Annotated in this window: 30 protein-coding genes and 1 pseudogene; 3 read left to right on the top strand and 28 right to left on the bottom strand. The window is 61.4% G+C overall.

Features of this window, described 5'->3' with window-relative positions; translation table 11 throughout:
• Positions 1–3 precede the first annotated feature (3 nt).
• The 10 genes and pseudogenes from RLDS_RS37660 to RLDS_RS56935 all read right to left on the bottom strand — a co-directional run.
• Positions 4–1,047 carry a relaxase/mobilization nuclease domain-containing protein gene (locus RLDS_RS37660; protein ID WP_021225592.1) on the bottom strand — a complete coding sequence of 348 codons (1,044 nt, stop codon included), beginning with the start codon at positions 1,045–1,047 and terminating at the stop codon, positions 4–6.
• Positions 1,034–1,585: a plasmid mobilization relaxosome protein MobC gene (mobC, locus tag RLDS_RS37655; protein WP_004213273.1), complete on the bottom strand. Its 552-nt coding sequence runs from the start codon at positions 1,583–1,585 to the stop codon at positions 1,034–1,036. The genes RLDS_RS37660 and mobC overlap by 14 nt, the downstream gene beginning before the upstream one ends.
• Before the next feature lie 190 nt (positions 1,586–1,775).
• Positions 1,776–2,750, bottom strand: a complete 975-nt coding sequence (locus RLDS_RS37650) for a ParB/RepB/Spo0J family partition protein (protein WP_236616834.1) — start codon at positions 2,748–2,750, stop codon at positions 1,776–1,778.
• Between the two features lie 47 nt (positions 2,751–2,797).
• Positions 2,798–3,556 (bottom strand): ParA family protein, encoded by a 759-nt coding sequence (locus RLDS_RS37645; RefSeq protein ID WP_004213275.1) that lies wholly within the window; start codon positions 3,554–3,556, stop codon positions 2,798–2,800.
• Positions 3,557–3,586: 30 nt separating this feature from the next.
• Positions 3,587–3,934: a hypothetical protein gene (locus RLDS_RS37640; protein WP_004213276.1), complete on the bottom strand. Its 348-nt coding sequence runs from the start codon at positions 3,932–3,934 to the stop codon at positions 3,587–3,589.
• Positions 3,935–3,943: 9 nt separating this feature from the next.
• A complete protein-coding gene (locus RLDS_RS37635; RefSeq protein WP_007016081.1) occupies positions 3,944–4,195 on the bottom strand; it encodes a helix-turn-helix transcriptional regulator in 252 nt (83 codons plus the stop codon).
• A 107-nt stretch (positions 4,196–4,302) separates the two neighbouring features.
• Positions 4,303–4,617 carry a single-stranded DNA-binding protein gene (locus RLDS_RS37630; protein WP_004213277.1) on the bottom strand — a complete coding sequence of 105 codons (315 nt, stop codon included), beginning with the start codon at positions 4,615–4,617 and terminating at the stop codon, positions 4,303–4,305.
• Positions 4,618–5,010: 393 nt separating this feature from the next.
• On the bottom strand, positions 5,011–5,709 hold the full coding sequence (locus RLDS_RS37625) for a recombinase family protein (protein ID WP_004213279.1): 699 nt from the start codon (positions 5,707–5,709) through the stop codon (positions 5,011–5,013).
• Positions 5,699–6,118 (bottom strand): hypothetical protein, encoded by a 420-nt coding sequence (locus RLDS_RS56940; protein WP_236616835.1) that lies wholly within the window; start codon positions 6,116–6,118, stop codon positions 5,699–5,701. Before RLDS_RS56940 ends, RLDS_RS37625 begins: the two co-directional genes overlap by 11 nt.
• Positions 6,119–6,226: 108 nt before the next feature.
• Positions 6,227–6,316, bottom strand: a pseudogene (locus tag RLDS_RS56935) (sigma factor-like helix-turn-helix DNA-binding protein); the annotation flags it as partial.
• Between the two features lie 272 nt (positions 6,317–6,588).
• Here RLDS_RS56935 and RLDS_RS37615 point away from each other — a divergent pair.
• A complete protein-coding gene (locus RLDS_RS37615) occupies positions 6,589–6,846 on the top strand; it encodes a helix-turn-helix domain-containing protein (protein WP_013054029.1) in 258 nt (85 codons plus the stop codon).
• Between the two features lie 32 nt (positions 6,847–6,878).
• The gene (locus RLDS_RS37610; RefSeq protein WP_230463539.1) at positions 6,879–7,139 is read left to right on the top strand and encodes a hypothetical protein; all 261 of its coding nucleotides are present in this window, start codon (positions 6,879–6,881) and stop codon (positions 7,137–7,139) included.
• Here RLDS_RS37610 and RLDS_RS37605 read toward each other — a convergent pair.
• The 12 genes from RLDS_RS37605 to RLDS_RS37555 all read right to left on the bottom strand — a co-directional run bounded on the left by RLDS_RS37605 (position 7,136) and on the right by RLDS_RS37555 (position 14,562).
• On the bottom strand, positions 7,136–7,396 hold the full coding sequence (locus RLDS_RS37605; protein ID WP_021225591.1) for a hypothetical protein: 261 nt from the start codon (positions 7,394–7,396) through the stop codon (positions 7,136–7,138). The two genes, RLDS_RS37610 and RLDS_RS37605, sit on opposite strands and share 4 nt — an antisense overlap.
• Before the next feature lie 290 nt (positions 7,397–7,686).
• Positions 7,687–8,718 (bottom strand): IS110 family RNA-guided transposase, encoded by a 1,032-nt coding sequence (locus tag RLDS_RS37600; RefSeq protein ID WP_020818605.1) that lies wholly within the window; start codon positions 8,716–8,718, stop codon positions 7,687–7,689.
• 97 nt (positions 8,719–8,815) lie between these two features.
• Positions 8,816–9,037: a hypothetical protein gene (locus tag RLDS_RS37595; RefSeq protein WP_004213291.1), complete on the bottom strand. Its 222-nt coding sequence runs from the start codon at positions 9,035–9,037 to the stop codon at positions 8,816–8,818.
• A 297-nt stretch (positions 9,038–9,334) separates the two neighbouring features.
• Positions 9,335–9,652, bottom strand: coding sequence for a hypothetical protein (locus tag RLDS_RS37590; protein ID WP_020819825.1), 318 nt, complete (start codon positions 9,650–9,652; stop codon positions 9,335–9,337).
• Between the two features lie 221 nt (positions 9,653–9,873).
• Positions 9,874–10,131, bottom strand: coding sequence for a hypothetical protein (locus tag RLDS_RS37585; RefSeq protein WP_020819824.1), 258 nt, complete (start codon positions 10,129–10,131; stop codon positions 9,874–9,876).
• A 73-nt stretch (positions 10,132–10,204) separates the two neighbouring features.
• The gene (locus RLDS_RS37580; protein ID WP_013054023.1) at positions 10,205–10,828 is read right to left on the bottom strand and encodes a DUF6884 domain-containing protein; all 624 of its coding nucleotides are present in this window, start codon (positions 10,826–10,828) and stop codon (positions 10,205–10,207) included.
• Positions 10,829–10,839: 11 nt separating this feature from the next.
• On the bottom strand, positions 10,840–11,649 hold the full coding sequence (locus tag RLDS_RS37575; RefSeq protein ID WP_013054022.1) for a hypothetical protein: 810 nt from the start codon (positions 11,647–11,649) through the stop codon (positions 10,840–10,842).
• On the bottom strand, positions 11,646–11,894 hold the full coding sequence (locus RLDS_RS37570; RefSeq protein ID WP_013054021.1) for a hypothetical protein: 249 nt from the start codon (positions 11,892–11,894) through the stop codon (positions 11,646–11,648). The genes RLDS_RS37575 and RLDS_RS37570 overlap by 4 nt, the downstream gene beginning before the upstream one ends.
• A gap of 317 nt (positions 11,895–12,211) precedes the next feature.
• Positions 12,212–13,663, bottom strand: coding sequence for a DUF4942 domain-containing protein (locus tag RLDS_RS37565; RefSeq protein WP_230463538.1), 1,452 nt, complete (start codon positions 13,661–13,663; stop codon positions 12,212–12,214).
• Between the two features lie 2 nt (positions 13,664–13,665).
• Positions 13,666–13,926, bottom strand: a complete 261-nt coding sequence (locus tag RLDS_RS37560) for a hypothetical protein (protein ID WP_006953895.1) — start codon at positions 13,924–13,926, stop codon at positions 13,666–13,668.
• A 117-nt stretch (positions 13,927–14,043) separates the two neighbouring features.
• Entirely contained in the window at positions 14,044–14,190 is a 147-nt protein-coding gene (locus RLDS_RS56500) for a hypothetical protein (RefSeq protein WP_006953893.1), read from the bottom strand.
• Positions 14,191–14,325: 135 nt separating this feature from the next.
• On the bottom strand, positions 14,326–14,562 hold the full coding sequence (locus RLDS_RS37555; RefSeq protein WP_006953891.1) for a hypothetical protein: 237 nt from the start codon (positions 14,560–14,562) through the stop codon (positions 14,326–14,328).
• A gap of 465 nt (positions 14,563–15,027) precedes the next feature.
• On the opposite strand from RLDS_RS37555, the gene RLDS_RS37550 reads away from it, so the two are divergent.
• Complete coding sequence (locus tag RLDS_RS37550; protein ID WP_006953889.1) at positions 15,028–15,318, top strand: hypothetical protein; 291 nt, start codon at positions 15,028–15,030, stop codon at positions 15,316–15,318.
• Between the two features lie 41 nt (positions 15,319–15,359).
• Here the strand turns inward: RLDS_RS37550 and RLDS_RS37545 are convergent, their stop codons facing one another.
• From RLDS_RS37545 to RLDS_RS37520, 6 genes are all read right to left on the bottom strand, one after another.
• Positions 15,360–15,893, bottom strand: a complete 534-nt coding sequence (locus RLDS_RS37545) for a hypothetical protein (protein WP_013054019.1) — start codon at positions 15,891–15,893, stop codon at positions 15,360–15,362.
• Positions 15,890–16,099: a hypothetical protein gene (locus tag RLDS_RS37540; protein ID WP_004213310.1), complete on the bottom strand. Its 210-nt coding sequence runs from the start codon at positions 16,097–16,099 to the stop codon at positions 15,890–15,892. Before RLDS_RS37540 ends, RLDS_RS37545 begins: the two co-directional genes overlap by 4 nt.
• A gap of 12 nt (positions 16,100–16,111) precedes the next feature.
• The gene (locus RLDS_RS37535) at positions 16,112–16,378 is read right to left on the bottom strand and encodes a hypothetical protein (RefSeq protein ID WP_004213311.1); all 267 of its coding nucleotides are present in this window, start codon (positions 16,376–16,378) and stop codon (positions 16,112–16,114) included.
• Positions 16,375–16,662 carry a hypothetical protein gene (locus RLDS_RS37530; protein ID WP_006953883.1) on the bottom strand — a complete coding sequence of 96 codons (288 nt, stop codon included), beginning with the start codon at positions 16,660–16,662 and terminating at the stop codon, positions 16,375–16,377. The genes RLDS_RS37535 and RLDS_RS37530 overlap by 4 nt, the downstream gene beginning before the upstream one ends.
• A gap of 11 nt (positions 16,663–16,673) precedes the next feature.
• Positions 16,674–17,063 (bottom strand): DUF3768 domain-containing protein, encoded by a 390-nt coding sequence (locus tag RLDS_RS37525; protein ID WP_013054018.1) that lies wholly within the window; start codon positions 17,061–17,063, stop codon positions 16,674–16,676.
• 327 nt (positions 17,064–17,390) lie between these two features.
• Positions 17,391–18,671 (bottom strand): Fic/DOC family protein, encoded by a 1,281-nt coding sequence (locus RLDS_RS37520; RefSeq protein WP_013054017.1) that lies wholly within the window; start codon positions 18,669–18,671, stop codon positions 17,391–17,393.
• Between the last annotated feature and the right edge of the window lie 2 nt (positions 18,672–18,673).

Raw genomic sequence — 18,673 nt, 5'->3', positions numbered from 1 at the left:
TAACTATCGTCCTGGCCCTTCCCGCGAACGATCGCGGTTCCTAGATCGTTCGCTCTGCCGCTTCCGCTCCATCGCGGCTACCGATCGCTCATGAATTGTAGGCGTTCGCCCTGCCCCCACAAATTGCCGCACCTGGTCGGCAAGCTGGCGGTCAGCTGGATCGCTGCTTGCCTCAAGGCGCTTGGCGGCGGCTAGATAGCGGTGTTGCGTCTCATTCCATGCCTGCCGCCCGCGCACCACGAAATCCGGAGCGGTGGACCGCCCCGCCAGCTGGTCTCGCGCGGCCGCAGTGATCTTCTGATTGGCAAACGGCGCAGGTGCGGTGCCGGCCATGTAGCGCTGCCTCATCCGATTCAGGGCCATGCTCTGACCGGCTCGGCCGACACCACGCGCTGCGCGAGGCGTTGCCTCGGCAGTAACCCCCCTCGCCCGCAATTCCTCTGCAAAGCGCTCCCGGTAATGATGCAGCGTTTGAGGTCGCGGGTTGAAGCGTTGCCCTGTGTCGCCGCGCGCGGCAACCGTCACATGCACGTGGGGCCGCGGTGTGTCCGTATGCAGCGCCAGGACGTAATCCCACTCATGCCCGATCTCGCTGCGCGCGACCTCGCGCACCGCTGAAAGAACCTTGTCGGGGTCTGTCCCTGCCGGCATCGAAAAAACCATGCTCACGGCGGCTACGGTAGAATTGTCACGCCAATAGACAGGATCGCCCCAATCGCGCGCCAGCTCCGCCCGAGCTTCCTTGTCAGTCAGTATGTCGCCATCACGCGTTTCAAGCGGCACATCGCCTTTCCGGCCGATATAGTCGAAATGCGCAGCCGCGTGGTTCTTGCCCTTCGGCCTGCCCGTAACCTTGACCATGACCTCCGGGGCACGGCTGACAACGCGAGCAAGCCGCGCCCGCGTGCTCCCGCCCTGGCCTGCCCGCCTCGAACTCAGCGAGCGCAGCAACATATCGGCCCCGCGCCTGTTCGGGTCGCTGGTCAGCTTTGGTTTGAACAGCGCGGCAAGCTGTCCCGCCTCAAAGCTGCTATCAAAGTCGCTCACTGGAAACCTCCCAATAGGACAGGTCAGCTTTCGTAGCGGCGCCGATACCTTCGACGGCCGCGCCGATCGCCGCGCGCAGGTCGTTGACCTTTTGCAGCTCGCCGGCGATCTCCGCTGCATTGTCCGCCAGCGCCATCTTGTTAGCGGCTCGGGCGATCTGATTCACGTTGCGCCCAATGCGCTGCAACGCCTGACGGCAATTCAACAGCTCTTCGCGCAATTCGCGATCGACAGGCGCGGCAATGCCGATGTGTCGCCGCACAAGAGCCATGGCCCAGGTCGCCGGGGTCATGCGGCGCTCTTTTGCGCGATGGCGGATCACGGCCAGTTCGGTTTCGGTCGGCCGAAGATAAAGGCGATGCTCGCCAGCGGCCTCGCGGTCAACAAGAGGTGCGGCCTCGCTGGCCGCCCCGGACTGCCGGAGCACGGCGTCAACCAGTTGACGCATGAAGGGGCCGCGCCCTCCCCTCGTCTGCGCAAGCGCGTCAATCTTTGCGAGCTTGGTTGCCTCGATCTTGAAGCCCAGCGTCTTTTCCATGTGGGGTAGGTATCTCCCAACCGTGAAGCGCGATCCGATAGGATTGAGCGTATCGGTTAACATTAGCCGCCGCAAGGCTTATCCTGCCATACAGTAGATACCTACCCCACAAACAAAAAGCGGTGGCAACTGCCACCGCTCTAAATTCCACGTCGCCTCGATGCTGAGAGAACGTGGACGGTAAAAGCTATCAGAAGTCGAAGGTTTGGGGCGCGGCCTCGCCGTCGAACCGAACCGTGACCTGGCCACTTAGAACAATCCCGCGACGGCCCTGAATGATGATAGCCGGTGCGTCGGTAGCCTCTTTCGGCTGACGGGGGGCGCGCGGCTTGTGATCGGAAGGATCGGCAAGCACGGCCCCCTCCCCTTCCCGCTCGTCGTCGTGAGCGTCCAGTTCAGGCCGCTCCCGACGATCGTCCGTCGCACTGGTAGCAGCTGCCACCAAGGCGCGCGATTCTTGGGGCGACGCTGGATCGTCGATCGCTTTAGCGGCACCGGCCTGCGCGGTCTCTTCCTCGGGGCTGCCTTGGAGCGTAGCAAGAAACTGCTCACAGGCGGCGGCTGTCGGATTTTCGTTTGCTGCCACGAAATTGCGCGTGGCCTGCTCGTCCAGCTCGATCGCGTGTTTGATCGCGACGGCGGCACGCGGAGAACAATTCTTCAACGCGGCAAGAATGTCCTCGGGCAAGGTGCGCAGCGAGTAGAGCCGCTTCACTTCCGAATGCGGCTTGGCGATGCGCGCGGCTAGATCCTTTGTCGAGAGCGTGTCACTGACGCGGCTCGCGATGAAACTGACGCGCTCAGCCAGACTTAGGGCTTGGCGTTGCTCGTTCTCAAGAAACTGGTCGAGGCCAATATCGCGCTCGGCGTCCGCCTGATCCAGAACGGTGTCGATCTGGTCGAAACCAAGCTGGCGGCACGCGCGATAGCGCCGCTCTCCGTAGCGGATGATGTAGCGACCGTTCGATGTTGGCGCGACAACGATGGGTTGCAGCAAGCCGCGGTCCTTGATGGTTGCGGCCAGTGCATCAATCTCGGCCTGGTCGAACTCCCGGCGAACCTGCGTGGGGTCTGGATCAATGTCATCGAGCGGAAGGCGCTGAAACCGTCCAGCTGCCTTGAACTCGGTATTCGCGGGGACGGCCGAAAAGTCCATCGCGTCCATATCGAAGTCGGCAAAGCTCTTCTTCGCCGGTTTGACAGCTGCCTTGCTCATGCGGCTTCCCTCTCAGCTTGATCGACAATGTAGGAGACGACTTCGCGCACGATCGGCGCGCTACGCCGCGTGTCCTTTGCCAAGCGCCAAACGGGAATTTCGAGTAAAGCCGCCTCGCGCATGTGCTCGCGGTGCGGAATGGTGTGCGGCACCACATTGGCAGGAAGCGCCTGCCCAATGCGGTCCATCAGCATTTTTGAAACTTCGCTCGTTGTCTGAACGCGGTTGAACACGATCCCGAACCGGGTCGCGTTACCCTCCCCGCGCACCTTGTTTGCAAGGCTGATGCTTTGCGAGATTTCGTTGAGCGACTGACGCGCGGTTTTGTCGGGGTCCAGTGGGACCGCGACATAATCGGACGCAATCAGCGCCATGAGGTTCCGGCCATCCCACGCGGGCGCAGTGTCGATCACGCAGTAGTCGTAGTGCTTGGCAAGGCCGGCACGAATGGCGCGGACATAAGCGCCGATGTGCTGGCCTTGCTGCGGGCTGTCAGTCGTCAACTCGACGATCTGCCGTGTGTTCTTGAAACAGGCCAGCGCCGGAGGTTCTTCGTTCGGGTCGAAGTCAAGAATCGACTGAACCGGGCCGATCTGCTCGAACTCGGCTTTCAGCATCCCGGCACTGTGGCATTGCTTGTCCAGGTCCAGGACCACGACACGCTTGCCCTGCTCGGCCAGATGCCACGCAATATGACAGGTAAGCGTGGTCTTGCCGATGCCGCCGCGCTCATTGGTCACTACGATTGTTCGCATTGAGAATCCCTTCAATGGCTGCGCCACGGGCTACTTGTGCCAGCGGTTATGAGCGGCGCTGTTTCCCGATCCGAAGCGATACTGCGACTGCATATACCATGGGTTCGGATCGTCGTTCAGGTTGAGGCCCTTGCCCTTGCGGCGCGGGCCGGTCTGTTCGGTTGGTGGGTCTTTGCCGAAGAAAACGATCAGCACGAAGACGGCGACGGCTCCCACTCCTAGCCAGCCAAAAGCGAAATAGGCCGCGAGTCCGACTGCAAGGACGACGATCAGCGCGGTTGCCGCGATCGCAAGCCACAGGGCAAGCGATGCCCAAAGCATGACAGTCCGTAGCACGCTGGCTGCGCGCCGAAGTTTGCTGGCAATCTCACGGCGCATAGCGGCCTCCTAAGCTGTTCGGCTCTCGCCTCGCTCGGAGCCGATCAGCTTAGGGAAAGGCTGCTCCCTGAAGATGTTCGGCACCTCGGTTCGCAGGGCACGCGACATACGTAGCGCCGTCAGCAAAGTGGCGTCCTGTCTGCCGTTCTCGATGGCCGCGACTGTTTCAGGGGAGACTTGAATCCTCGCTGCCAGCTCGGATTGCGTAAGTCCGGAAGCGACGCGCAAGCTCGCTACACGATTGAACAGTTTGGCTGCCACACATGCCTCACGTAGTTAAACCCTATTCTTGTTAGGGTCTGTGAAAAGCATTGTCCACAAAAAAGGGCGGCCACCAGGCCGCCCGTTTTAGGTGAAAGGGGGGGGGCTTAGTCAGCCCCGCCCCGAACCAAGATACCCAGCCCCTCAGCGATCAGGTCCACCGAGTAGCGGGTTTCGCCATTGCTCTCGTAGCTGTTCTGGCGGACCCGTCCGGTGATGTGAACCAGGTCGCCCTTGCCCAAGTCAGCGGCGCGCTCTGCCAGCTGGCGGAAGAACGTCACGCGGTTCCAGTGCGTATCGGTCTTCCATTCATCGCCATCCTTGCGGTTGTAGTTCGCGGCGACGGAAACATGGGTGACTTTATCGGTCGTATCGACACTGCCAACGCGGCCGATGATCCGAAATTCAGCGATGTTCTGCATGGTAGTCTCCTTTGGATAAGCGTTGCTGACGGATTTTTTGCGGCGGAGCTGAGCTACGCGGGCAAGCTGAAAATGGGAGGGTCCGCTTGCGGAAACCCAAGGCCGAAGGCCGGTTTTCTGCTTGCCCGCATTAGTGGCGATGTGGAGTTCGTATCCGTCAGACAGCAACGCCCAAAGGAAACGGCCCGAGTAGATGCAGCAATTTGGACTGGCGGCGGTGGCAGCTGCCACTGGCCATTGGCACCCATAGGTCGCTGCGCTCGATCGGCACGGCGGGGATTGGAAAACCCTGTCGCGGCTCCGCCGCTCTTTCCGTAGCTGGCAGTCCGTTGACGCGAGCAGGGGACTGCCGGTGGCAGCTGCCACCGGCTTGAAGCCGAACAGAAAGGGCAATCAGCGGTTCCGCTCACGATGATTTCGCTGAGGGCTGGGTTCTTGCACCTGGGCGGCACGATGGGCCGCCCACACCCGCTTGACGGTGCTGCGGTCGCAATCGGCCAGCTCTGCCGTTTTGGCAATGCTCTTGCCCGCTTCGCGCAATGCCACAATGCGGGCGTGCGTTGCCCGATCGCCTTTGCGCCCTCCGCTGCGCCCTGCGGCCTTTGCCAAGGCGATACCTTGGCGCTGTCGCTCGCGGCGATCGGTGTAATCGTCGTGAGCCATCTGCAGGGCGATCTTCAAGAGCATCGCCTGAACAGATTCGAGCACGATGCGGGCGATGCCCTCGGCGTCGGCCGCGAGGTCGGACAGGTCCACGACGCCGGGAATGGCAAGTCGCGCGCCTCGCGCACGAATTGTCTCAACCAGCTGCTCGGCCTCGGCCAAGGGAAGACGACTAATCCGGTCAATCTTCTCGGCAATCACCACTTCACCGGGTTGAAGATCGGCAATCATACGCAGCAACTCGGGGCGGTCGGCACGGGCACCCGATGCCTTCTCCCGATAGACTGCCGCGACATAATAGCCCGCTGCCTTCGCCTCGGCTACGATGGCATCCTGTCGGCGTAAGTCCTGTGCATCGGTGCTGACGCGCAAATAAACGCGGCCGATCTGCGGCGCGAAGGCGGGGGACGGCTCAATATCAGTGGCCATCGTTTGTTGAAGCTTCCTTGCCTAGCTGGGGACCATCCGGGGGCGAGGCCAGCATGTTGGATATGCTGGCTTCTGCGCTCGCGATCGCATCGCGGATTTCATCGGCCTGTTCGCGCAGCGCCGCCAATTGGCGGTCGCGCGGCAAAATTGCCCTCAGCCAATTAGCGCGCTGCTCGATTTGAGCGATCTGTTCGGCAAAAAACTGAGCGTCGGATCTCATCCGATCAAGCTCAGCCTGCGCCACGCGTAGTTTGCGGTTCCAAGCGGAATCGCGCGCCTTCGCTCGCCTGACCTCGTCCCGGTCTTGCTTGGCTTTGCGCTTCCGCTCCTGATCTAGCGCCTTTTGCAAGGCATCGCGTTTCCTGATCCGCTCGGCCTCAGCCGCTTCATCACGCCTGCGCGCGATCAAAGCATCCAGCGCCGAACGATCGTGAATGTCTATGTTGTTGCAGACCCATCTGATCCTTCGGAATGCCTTGTCCTCGATTTGGCCGATGCGGCTTGGCGACACACCGACGATCTTTGCAGTCGCGGCAAGAGTGAGCGCGGGAGAGGGGCCAAGCCCGATCCGCAAGCGGACAACCTGTTGCTCATGCGGTTCCAGCATCGCGATCAACCGCTCGACGGTTCGATGGTCGGTGATCGGCCTCTCTACATCGCGCTTTGCAAGCCGAGCTGCGAACAGCTCCATGGCCGATTTCATCGCGTCGTCCTGACCGTCCATGCAGGGTTTGAACCTCGCTCGTCCAAATATGGCGCACAATCTATACCATCTGCGCTAGGCGCGAAAGCCATGGCACAATTAGTTGCTTGAGCAACCCTATTGCGCCATGCTGCCTGTGCCGACATTCTGCGCCTAGCGAGAAGGACGCGAACACGATGCCAACCATATACCTGAAACGAACATCGCCGTTGATGACCCAGCTCGGGGCCAACATTGCGCGCGAACTAAAGAAGCTAGGCATAACTCAAGGGGAGTTGTCCGAACGCTCGGGCGTTGCGGCGTCGCATATTTCATACATGGTTCGGGGACAAGGCAATCCCACGCTTGATACCTTGGAGAGCCTTGCCGGTGTTTTCAGATTATCGGTTGTCGAATTATTGGCAGAGGATAGCATTTCAGACGATCAGTCCTGAAAGGCTGTCGCTTTTTTTGATTGGAATGATCTATGTCCAGTAACCCGCCCCCCGAATTTGACCGTCTGCCACAAGATGCGCCACTGGTGCGGGCAATGGGTGGAGCGCTCTCGATCTTTGCCACCCTGCTTGCGCGCCAAGGCATTGTCGAGACGGAAGAGGTCGCAAACTTGCTGGGTATCTATGCGGTCGCGACAAGCGAAGTCGATAATGAAGAGGGCATGATTTTGGGATGCTGGGCAGCTATGATCCGCGACGTAGCGGAGCAACAGCGCAAAGCTGCTCGCGGCTAACCCTGGCGCGTATGGCGCCCCCCGTGCGTCGCCTCGATCTGCTGGGCCAGCTCGGCCAGGTGATCGGAATCAAGTAGATCCTCTGCGGCAAGATCGACCGCGAAAAACTCGCGTTCGCTGGGAGGTGCTCGATCGGCAGCGAAAGCGGCCAGATAGGGCCGCGCCTCGACCGTGGCGATCCAGCGCCAGAAAGCATTGCCCTGGCCGAATACACCGCTCTCGAACATATCCAACCGTGCTTGTGCGAAGTCGATCAATTTGCGCCTCCTGACAATCGGGCGGTTCGGCAAAAAAACGTATGGCCCGCCCCGTTTGCAAGTAGGATTTTACGGTGTTCTGATCAGTCTGCGTCAACGTATGCGGTCTCACGGGAGCATCCCGTGGCCAAGATGGACATCCGCACGTCTGGAGCCACAATAAGGGAACCGGCAACAGGTGCCATTTTTTTGCCCGGGCTTTCCAGACGCCGATCGACTGTCAGGCCATCTTCACGATCCTTCCTGCAAACATCGTTGGGCTACGCGCGCAGAAGCACGCAGCCGATCCGTTATGCCGCTGCTGGATAGCCGCGTTCGAAGCTCACTTCTTTGCGAAGGGCTGCCCAAGCGATCCGCGCCAGTTTATTAGCCAATGCGACGACGATTGCGTTGCGATGAACTCCTCGCTCGATCATTCCTGTCAACCAACGTCCCAGCGGGGTTTCGCTGCGCGCCAGTGACGGTAATGCTGCCCGGGCGCCATGGATGAGCAAAGTGCGCAAATAGGTGTTGCCACGCTTGGAGATGCCGAGCAGCCGGGGCTTGCCGCCGGTAGTATGTTGCCTGGGTACCAAGCCGAGCCAAGCACCCAAGTCTCGCGCTTTGGCAAAGCTGCTGGCATCGCCCACGGCTGCAATCAAAGCGGTTGCGTTCAACGTGCCGATGCCGGGGATGGACGTGAGCCGCCGGGCAGCTGCATCATTGCGAGCCAGTTCGACAAACTCGCCGTTCAGTGCCTCGACCTTGGTATCAAGTTCGTGCCATTCGGCGCGCAGTTCACCCACCAGTTGCTTCAAGCGTGGTGATAGGGCCGTATCTTCGGCGGCCAGCATGGCATCAATGCCCAACTCCAGCTTGCGCCGGCCGGCCGGAAAAATGGTCCCCCGCTCCAGGAGGATCGCCCGCAGTTGGTTGATAAGGTTTGTGCGCTCGGCTACCAGGCGGGACCTGACGCGGTGGAGGGTCTGGATGTCCAACTGCTCCTGAGTCTTGAGTTCGACGAAGCGCATAGTCGGGCGCGAGGCGGCCTCGGCAATCCCCTCCGCATCACGATCATCATTCTTCTGCGCTTTGACATACGGGCGTACGTACTCCGGCGACATCAATCTGATTTCGTGCCCCTGCGCGGCGAAAAGGCGACCAAGGTTGTGGGCACCACAGCACGCCTCCATTGCAATCACGCAAGCCGGAAGCTTGGTCACGTAATCGATAAGTGTCTGTCGGCGCATCGACTTACGCACGATGACAGCGCCTGCTGCATCAACGCCTACGACACTGCAGGCATTCTTGCCCAAATCAACGCCAAGGATAACAATAGACATCGGTCCGCTCCTTTCCTTTTCAAGCCCCGGCATCATACCTGATGCCGGGGAAAAGGGGCGGGCCATCCCATAAGGGAGGCCGAAGCCTCCCTTTGTCTTACTGGAACAGTTTGATGAAAGCGGGCGCAAGGCCGATGACTGCGAGGACGAAACCGACGCTGCCGATGACCCAAGTTTGTGCCGTCAGCTTGCTTTCGATTCCCTTGTTCGCCTCCTGAACCTTCACGGCGATATACTCCTCAATAGCCTCTACAACTTCCGCTGCGGCGTCGTCGGACAGATTAGCCGCTTTCAGTGCTCTAAACAATTTGATGTGCATCCGGTTCTCCTTCTCGTTGGTGACGGGAGACACCCGGCATGGGCACCGGCGCCGGCTGTCAGGGACCGCGAAGCGGCCGCGTCAGCGGGCGGTGGGGGAGCCGATTTGCGCAGCAAATTGGGGGAACCGCCGATCCTTGAAAGCTGGCGCGCACCCATGCCAAAATGCCTCGACACACAGAGAGAAGAGATTGCGGGGGGCGGGGTTCGATGCCCCGCCCCCCGCTCCATGTAGCACCGAGATCATCGGTTTTGCCCAACGGGCGAAAAGGGGCGGGCCATGCCCGCCCCTCCGGCGTCAGCCGGACTGACCGCGCTTCGCCTTGGCCTCAAGGACAAGGGCGACAAGCTGCGGGTCGAAACACTCGCCGCGCTCAATGTTGCGGATGCCGGGACCGTCCAGCACATCATTGATGCGATCCGCAATGATCTGCGCCAGCTCGTCGGACACAGCCTCAATGTCGGCGCTCGTTTTGCCGATGAACATCGGATCTTTCGGCCACATGCTTTCGGCCTCAAAATGGTCCTTATCGTTGACCGCATTTCTCAGGGCGTCGATCGCAGCATTTCCAAGCGCGCGCTCGAAAGCCAGCTGGGCGAACAGACGATGAGACATAACAACCTCCTTGTTGCCGGAATTGGCAAGGCCAAGGGGAGGGTCGCGCCGGGTCGGGTCAGGGACCGCGAAGCGGCCGCGCTAGCGGGCGGTGGGGGAGCCGATTTGCGTAGCAAATTGGGGGGACCGCCGATCCTTGATGCGGCCTGGTGCGTCCCTCATGCTAGGAAGACACTGACGGGGGGATTTAACAAATCAACGCCTGCCCGAAGGGCAGACCGCTACCTTGGGGCTTCCCTCGCCCGCACCATGGCGCTGTATTCCAGCAGTGCTTGCCGGACATTCTCATCATCGGTGACGGTAAGGGCATGGCTGGTTGCGGACGCATGATCCGTCCGCATTTCAAGCCACGAGATACGCGCTGCATCTGGCTTCTGACGGTCCTGTTCCAGTGCGATTTGTTCGCTGTAACCGGCGATCACGTCATTGATCGCCTCAAGCGCTGCCTCATAGGCAATGGCCTGATCTTGCGTCCACAAGGGTTCTTTGGGGGCGTCCATAGTCACAGGTCGATTTACGGTCTCAAACCGCCTGACGGCAAGCTGCACTCCATCACCATTTTTGAGCGAGCCAAGCGAGTTGCTGGCCGATTCCAAGCCCTTCCATCGGCGCGGATGCGCGCCGCTCGATTTGCGGCCACAAAGGATCGCGATAGTGCCGGCCTGCGAGAACGATCAGCGGCGCGGCGGCATCAATCTGATCGGCCATCGCCTCGATCACGCGCACGCCCCAAAGGCGGCGCGCGCTTGCCTTCATCGCGCCTAGCGTCTCGTCATAAGGCGCGATCACGGTTTCCGGCGCGATCAGGCCATGCTTTGCGGACAGGATGAACCATTGCCCTTCCTGCCGTTCGACATAGGCGCGAGCCTTCCGAAACCATGGCGATGCGTAAAGATCGCGAGCCGGGGCGGGGCGGTCCAGCTTCGCGGCAACGCAAGCGACAAGGAAAACCGGAGCCGGGGACGGGGCCGGGTTGATGGCAGGCAAAGGGGCGGACTCAAGATCAGCAATGACGGTGCAGCGGCCCCATTTCTGCAACTGGCGCTGCCAGCCTTTCGGTGGTCCCTTGCGCTCGGCAACATGGGAAAGGGTCGGGCCTCCGAACAGGTCGGGTTGTTCCCCGATGCGTTGCACCGGGGGAACGTAGCGGGGTTCTCGGATGCAATGGCGCGCCATGCTCGATCCCCTCAAAAGGCGAAAGCGGTCTGGCCGCTCGCCTCGGTGAAGCTGGCGCTATCGCCTGCGGCGTAGCGGTCGCGGCCCTTGGGGGACCATTGCAGGAAACCGGCACGGTCATAGGAAAACCAACCGTCCTCGATCCCGACGATGAAGGCCCATGCCTCATCCTCGGCGCAGATGCCGTGAGCGTTGATCGCCCAATATTCGGCGCTGCGGTCTTGCTTGCACGGGGACGGGGCGGAAAGGCTTAGGATCAGCGCGGCGCGGTCGGTCGGCTCGGTGGCATCCATCGCGCGCATGATCTGGCGGGCCTCGGCGGTGTTGATATGACCGCTCGCCCTCTTGTCCTCATGGTGCGAGTAGCGAAGGCCATAGGCAACGGCCTTGAAGATGTTGCGTGGTTCGGTGAACTCCTGCGTTTCGAGCAATTCGCGCCATTTCCCGGCGCTGATAAGGTCCACCGCATGATGCCAGAGCGAATGAGCGCGGTTGCTGTAGCCGTGGCGGTTCGTCACGCCATCGCGGGCGATCTCGATCCCTAGCGCGCGCTCGACGTGCTGCACGAAAGGATGGGCGGCAAGCAAAGGATGGCGAAGGCCGATCTTGCGCGGCTCGTCCTGCTCTGCGCGGATAACCTCGATGGGGAATTGGAACAGGCGCGACGGCAGATTCCACGGTGCGGAAAGGGGAAAGTCGCGGGGCACATCAAGCGCCCCGTTAATGTCCAGCAGAAAGCCGCTTGTCGCGAAGCCTGCGGCAATGATCTGGTCGCCCAGCTCGTCGGCCTGCGCCGTGCGGATCGCGGGGGCAGCGCTCATGCGCTCAACTCCGCATAGGTGGCGCTGCATTCGTAGCGGATCGCATCGCCATCCCACATAGGACCGCAAATGCCCTTGAATTTCGGTGCGCCCTGCAACTCAAGCCGCTGGCTCGGATTGCTGTTGTAACCGCTGCATTGAAACCCCTCGACCGCTGCCCGGTTGACGATGGTTTCAAAGGTCGCGCCCTCGATCTCGATCCGGTCAAAGTCCTGCTCGGTCTGGCGGTAGATACGGATTTTCATGGGCTTTCCCTTCCTAATTGAGCCGAAGGCGATGACGGGTCATCGACTTCTGCCGAAAGCGGGCGACGCTGGGCCGGGGAATGCCGCAAACGGGGCCGATCAGGGGGGAGGGGGATCACCCGTCCTGCACGGAGCGTAGCGAAGGAAGGGCGGGGAAACCCGCCTGATCGCCAAGCGGAGCCGCGCAGCGGCGGAGACGGTCTAGCCCTTGCGGCAGGGGGCAGGAACAGGCCCCAAAACGCGCCAGATCAGCGCGGCGGCTTGCCGCCTCAATCTGCGCCAGGACAGGCGGTGGCAGCTGCCACCGCCTGCACCGATCAACCCGGCTTGCGGATCGCAAGCAAAACGGTGTTCACGTTGGTTCCAGCGTGGGCGAAAGAACCGGGGGGAAGGTCGATCCATTTACGACCGTGAAAATAGATCGCCTCGCAACCGGCGATCATGCGGTGTAGCGCCTTGTGGCGCTGATCCTCGCCATACTCTGCCCGCGCGCTCATGATCGCCACCAGCACGCCTCCCGGTTTGAGAAAGGCGAGGGCATGGCGCACATGGTCACAGTCGCGGCCTCGATCAAAAGGCGGGTTCATTATCACTGCGTCGAACGGTGCATAATGGGCCGGGTCCAGTGCGAGAAAGTCGCCCTCGATCGCATCGGCAAAGCCATGGATTACCCGTAGCTCATGGGCGAAGCCGGGTTGCAGCTCCACGCAAGTTACATCGGCACCGGCGTTGCGTGCGGCCGAAGCGAGCGCGGCCTTTCCCGCGCTAGGCTCTAGAACGCGCTGGCCTTTGCTGATTCTCGCATGTTCGATGACCTGGGCGGCGATCTCCGGAGAAGTCATGAACGCGCCGAAATTCTTGGCGGGCGTGATATGATAGGCCGGGGCCGCTTCTGCCTCGGTCGTCTCATAGCCGTCACCGATAGCCTCGCCGTAATATTCCGCGAGCAACAGATTCACACTCTGCAAAAGGTCGTCACGCTCGAACCATATGTGCAGATTGCCATTCTTGAAGACGCGAACTCGGAAATAGTCGCCCTCGATCACCGTTGGCAGCGATCCGCGCACGCGCGCAGCATCGGCAACTTGTGAGGCGATGCTGTGGCCCTCTGAAACAGGGGGCTTTTCGTCCAGTTCCAGAAAGACGCGCTCCACGTCCCGCAACGTGTCGCGGCGCTCGTATCGGTCCCATGATCCCCATTCGTTCAAGGCGCGGTCGATGATGAGACGCGCGCCGATCTTGAAACCGTTGTGCGAGCGAAAGCGGCGATCCAGCTTGGCGAAGACGTTGGCGATGCCGCGCAAATAGAGGTCGCGCCGGTTGGTCCAGATATTTCCGAAAGTCGCGGCGCAGTTGTCGGGCGTGAACGGCACGGGATCATCGCGCAAGCCGTCATGAAACTCCTTTCGGGCCTGCTGGTCTAGCAGCTGGTCGAAACCCAGCTGCTCCATGAGGGCCGCCCAGCACCGGCGGTCCATCGTGTGCGTCAAGACGCGCTCGAAATTGTCGCGTGCGTCGATGGTCTGGCGCGCTCCCGTCTCCTTGTCGCGCTGGTCGATAGGCTGCGACTGGATGAAAGCGCGAGTCAACGTGTCCTCGGTCCAGTCGCGGCCACATGACAGCGATAGTGGGCCGCCAAGGGTCAGGCGCGCCGCCTCGTCGCGGGTTGCATGGTAGGTGTCATAGAGGCCGAGCCAAAGGGCTATGGCCTTGTCTCGGCCGTCGCAAATATCCGCAATCTGCGCGGGCGTCATAAGCTCCTGGCCCATGCTCACGCCCCCCCGAGGATAAGAGCACCAAAGCCGAAGCCCTCGGCGGCGTCCTCGATGGTGGTCACAAGGCCGTCAAAATCTTCATCCGGTCCTAGTAGGTCGGCAATCTCGATGACGGCGGGAAGGTCAGCGCCATGATTTTCGGCAAGGTCTTTGATGTAGCCGAAGCGGTCAAAATTGCCCTCTTCCTCATAGCGAGCGAGCGGAATGGTGCGTGCGGCGTTGATCCGAAGAATCGTTGCCAACGGAATGTCGGTCATGTGCTGTTTTCCCTGCCTAGAATGGAGCCGAAGGCGATGACGGGTCATCGACTTCTGCCCAGCGGCGAGCAGGGCCGGGGAATGCCGCAAATCAGGGCCGATCAGGGGGGAGGGGGATCACCCGTCCTGCACGGAGCGTAGCGAAGGAAGGGCGGGGAAACCCGCCTGATCGCCAAGCGAGGCCGCACAGCGGCCGAGACGGTCCAGCCCTTGCGGCAGGGGGCAGGAACAGGCCCCAAAGTCGAACAGCGGACGCGGCGGCATTGCCGCCTCAATCTAGGGAAAAGCGCCCGCCAGGTCATAGCATAGCGGTGACCTAGAGGACGCTGCGGCATGTCGCCGGCGACATGCCCAACGGATAGCGCCGGAAGCATCCGAGCAATCGGATCCTCCGTCATTTTAATTGCCCGAGCGGTTGCGCGACACGTCCGCATAAGGCTTGCGGCGGCACTGGCTGCACCGAAGCCGCGCGATCAGCTCGTAAATGCGGGTATCGAAAGAAATGCGGCGCGAGCGGGCGAAGTCGCCCAGCGGGGCGACAACGCGGCGACCGCAAGCGCAATAGATGCGCAGATAGCAGCCTTGCCGATACCAGATAGGATCAATGGGCTTGGGGCGGTTGTAGTTCGCGGCCATTGGGCGCTTATGCGCCAAAGGGAACAGACGGGGAACACCTCGCGCGCGCGTCGGTTATTGGATTGGCAAGGGAAAAGGGCTATATAGGCAATGCTTCGTGTGCTGATTCATTTCACGCACCTACCTGAACCCGCCGTGCTGTCACACGGCGGGTTCAAACATTTAGGGCGGGCGGCCCTGTCAGACCACCCGCCCCGCTAGATCAGCCCTTATCGGACTTCCCCAGCTTCACAATTGCGATCACGAGCGCGACGGCTGCGATCGTCAATTGAGCTGCTTCATATGCTGTCAAATCACATCACCTCCTTTGAGCGAGAGGATTTGCGAAGGGCCGCTGTCACAGTCCCTCGCCCTCGCTCGATGGGGGCTATACAACGGATTGGCGAGAATGCGCGCGAAACGCGCTTCACATTTTCGTGAAGCCGTTGGATGATCGCCGGCGACCGTTGATGAAAAGGGGAAGCTATGGGCCTCGTATCGCAGGTTAGCGCCGATGACCGGGAAAGTGCATGGCGAATAATCCGTCATCGCGAAATCATGGAACGACTGATTCCGCTTTGGGCTGTGCTTGGCGTTGCGCTGGTGCTGATGGGCGTGGACCTGGGCGGGCGTCTGCTGTGGACGCTGCCAATGATCGGATATGTCTTTGGGGTGATGGCGGTCGATCACGGCCCTGATTACCGCGCCGCGAATTATTGGGTGCCGGTCCTGGGAAGCCAAGCGGCGGCGCTGCTGCCTCTCATCGCCAGATTCTAGATCTCTCTGGAGCGGTGGCAGCTGCCACCGCTCCACGCGCGTCAAGCTCTGGCCTCGAAGCGGGCGATCAGCTGTTCCGCTACGGAAGTAATTTCGGCGGGGTCGGCGGTTTGAGTGCAATCGCCGCCTACAACAGCGCCGAGCGTGCCGCCGTCCAGTTGGACAACGTGGACACGCCACACGTCGCGCCGGAGTTCGTATTGATCGGGAAGCGGCCTCTGCATGATTTCATGAAACACCAGGTCAACCCATTGGCGCGCGTCCGGATCAGAAGACGCATCGGCGTAGTCGGTGCGGCTCGCTATGACGCTGTATCGGTCGCCTAGCATGAATTGGCGTTCGCGCGCGCGTCGGTCCTGCTCGATCCGCGTCACGCGATCTTTTTCCGCCCGCTTCATGGCCTGTTTCATCCGAACATCGTCGGCGCTGCGCGTCAGCGCCGCCATGATGTTGAGGACGCGCGCGGGCATATAATGCCCCGCGCGCTCGGCCGCCTCGATCACAAATTGCAAATCGCTGATCTCGGTGGGGGAGAGGGTGACGCGAACGGCGCTCGCCGTGTTGCTGATTTTCATGGCTGCGGCTCCGGCTCTTCCTTCGCCTTGTAGGCGGCAAGGCCGATCCACGATCCGTTATCGCCGCGAAACTGGCGCACAACATCGCCACCGTCCCAATGGCCGGTGAAGATGCCGCGCCGGTTGATGCCGCCGACGGGGCGCGTGCGCGCCGCCAGAAGGCGGGCGCGGCGCGTGTCTCGATCTAGGTGGCGCATGGGTTGCATGGTCAATCCTTCCTATTCGCTGGCGGTGTCGAGTTGCGTGCCGATCTCGTCGGCGTCGAAGTCTTCAAGGGCTGAAATCGCGCTTTCCAGTTCGGAAACTGCGGCGTCCATCGCCTGCGCGCGTTCGCTGTCCTCAAGACTGGGTGGCAGATTTTCGCGGGCGGCCTGCTCGTCATCCTTGACGGTTTCGAGCATGTCGCGCGCCTCATCCAACAGGGCCTTGCCCTTGTCGATCAGCACGCGGGCGGCGGCGATCTGCTTGCGGCGTTCGCGGTTCATGCCTCTGCCCTCACGTCGCCGCTGTCGATCTGGAAGCCTGCGCGGGCCAGCTCGTCACAAAGGGCGCGCTGCCGATCCTCGCGGGTGCCGCTGGTGGCGATGTAGCTGCACCGGCCATCGTGGAAGGCGAAGCCTGCGCGTTTCAGGCATCCGCGAAACCGCTGGTGGGTGCGGTCGCTCCAATCCAGTGTGCCCGCATAGTTGCGGAAGGCGGCGACAGCGCAGACGGAACCGTAATTCTCATCACGCCAGCTAAGCTCGATCACGGGGGGCGATTTGGTCATGGTGGCCTCCCTCAATATTCGCTGGTTAGGAGAATGGTGAGCACGCGGGTTGTGGCATCGGGATTCCATGGTTCGGCGCTGCCAAATTCAAGATCGCGGTCGTAATAGTCGAACTTCCACATGACCGAGAGGGCTGGGCGCGTGCTGTCGTCAGTCCAGCGGGTATGCCATTGGCCGATCACATCGCGATAAAGGAAACCGGCGTCATGCTCGCCGTGAGGATCGTTGTCGGGTGTGAAATCCTCAAAGCCCTCGATCATCTTGAGAATGTCGGACTGCGTATTCTCGTCCAGCGCCGCGATGCCTTGCGTAATCACGGTGCGACAAGTCACGCCCATCGTTCGCCGCGCAATGTCGTTCAGCGCCGCAACGGTGGCGATCTGGTCAGTTGTCGCTTCCATTTTCCTCACTCCTTTAGGCGAAGCCGCTGCCTGCGGCCTGCGGCTCTGACCCGCTGGCGAAGCGCGGGATGGGGAGGGGGGAGCAAAATCGATGGGAGTGGTGCGGGCGGCGCGACTAGGGAGGCCCCGGCGCGCGCGAGCGCGCCGGAACTGGCCGAACTTGTCGGGCAACCCGGTCCTGTCGATTATGCTTCGGGAACGAAAGGGCGGGTGCCCTTGGTGTTCCCCCGGTGGCAGCTGCCACCACTGACGGAGCGCGGCCCTGGGCCGCTCGATCCTATGTGGCAGCTGACAGACTACGAAGCGTGCGGCCCTGGCCGCTCATTTTCAGCGCTCGCGGTCCTTTGATTTCTCGGCGGCCGGCGTCGGTGATTTGCCTTCGCGCAATGTTGCGGCGACATGGGCCTTTGCGCTTTCGACGATCTGCGCCAGCTGTTCCTTCGATGCGCCGCGCTCGGTAGCTGTCGCGACGCGCTTATCAATGGCGAGCTGGAATTGCGCGAACCTGGCATCGGCGCGGTTCTGCTCAGGCGAGTTTTTCTCGAATTGCGCAGCAAGGCGTAGATCAACCTGACTGACGCCGGGAGGCATGACTTGCAGACGTAGCGCGCGATCGGCGGCCTGAATGTCGCGGTCGGTCATTTTCGAAAGGAAATCTGCGGCGCCCGCGCTGATGGCGCGGACTCTTTGCAGCGGGTCCATACCCTCGGACCAATTGACTTCGATCTGATGATAGCGGCGTTGCTCAATCAGCTGAAGGTGGTGCATCGGCCCTTTGGGATCGCGGAAAAAGGCAAGCTCCTGCGCTGAACGCGCGGCCAGCTGGCGCATGTCAGCGGACGTTTCCGCGATCCGATTAAGCTGCTCATGCTGCCGCGACGCAACGGTTTGCGCAGTAGGTAGGTAACGGCTGATTTGATCCTTGGCCTGCTCGATACTCATTGCGCGTCGTTCGCCAACTGGCATGAGAGATTCCATCGAGGGTGGAAACGCGATGCCCGCTGGCCCACGCGCTGGCTCGACGCGGTTCTGTTCGAGGGGCATGGCATCACGGATGACTTTGGCGAGGGAGGCATGATTTCCGGTATGGAAGCTGTCGCGGCTCGCCTCCATCCAGTCCTTCGGCCCCATTGCCTGGATCGAGACGAATTTTTCGGCCGCAAGGGAATGTAGCTGCAAGTGCAGCCGCATGGTGCGACCATTGCCCTCACGGAACGGATGAACGGCATTTAATTCGGAAATATGCCGCCCCATGGTATCGGCAAAGCGATCACGATCCATCGACTTGAGGGTTTGGAGGTCGGGCAGCTGCTTAAATTCGTGCTCCATGCTGCGGGCAATGAAGTGCGCTCGGGCAAAAGTGCTGCCGGGTTTGCTTATGTCCACAGTCCGAAAGCGCCCCGCCCAATCATATACGTCCTGAAACAGATGATTGTGCAGTTCGCGATACTCGCGCGCGTTCGTCGCCGGCGCGGCGCGCTGCACGACCAGCTCGCCATGTCGGACAACCGAGAAGAAAGCTTCTCGCTCCTTGAGGATATTATCGTCGCGGATTCCCAGCTTGTTCCGAAGAACGTCGCTGTTACGCCAGGTGTAAGGGTCGCTCACCT

Origin of the sequence: Sphingobium lactosutens DS20 (assembly GCF_000445105.1) — a bacterium.
GTDB lineage: Bacteria > Pseudomonadota > Alphaproteobacteria > Sphingomonadales > Sphingomonadaceae > Sphingobium > Sphingobium lactosutens.
Note: the sequence above shows the minus strand (reverse complement) of the source record. Positions and strands in the feature narration are given on the sequence as shown.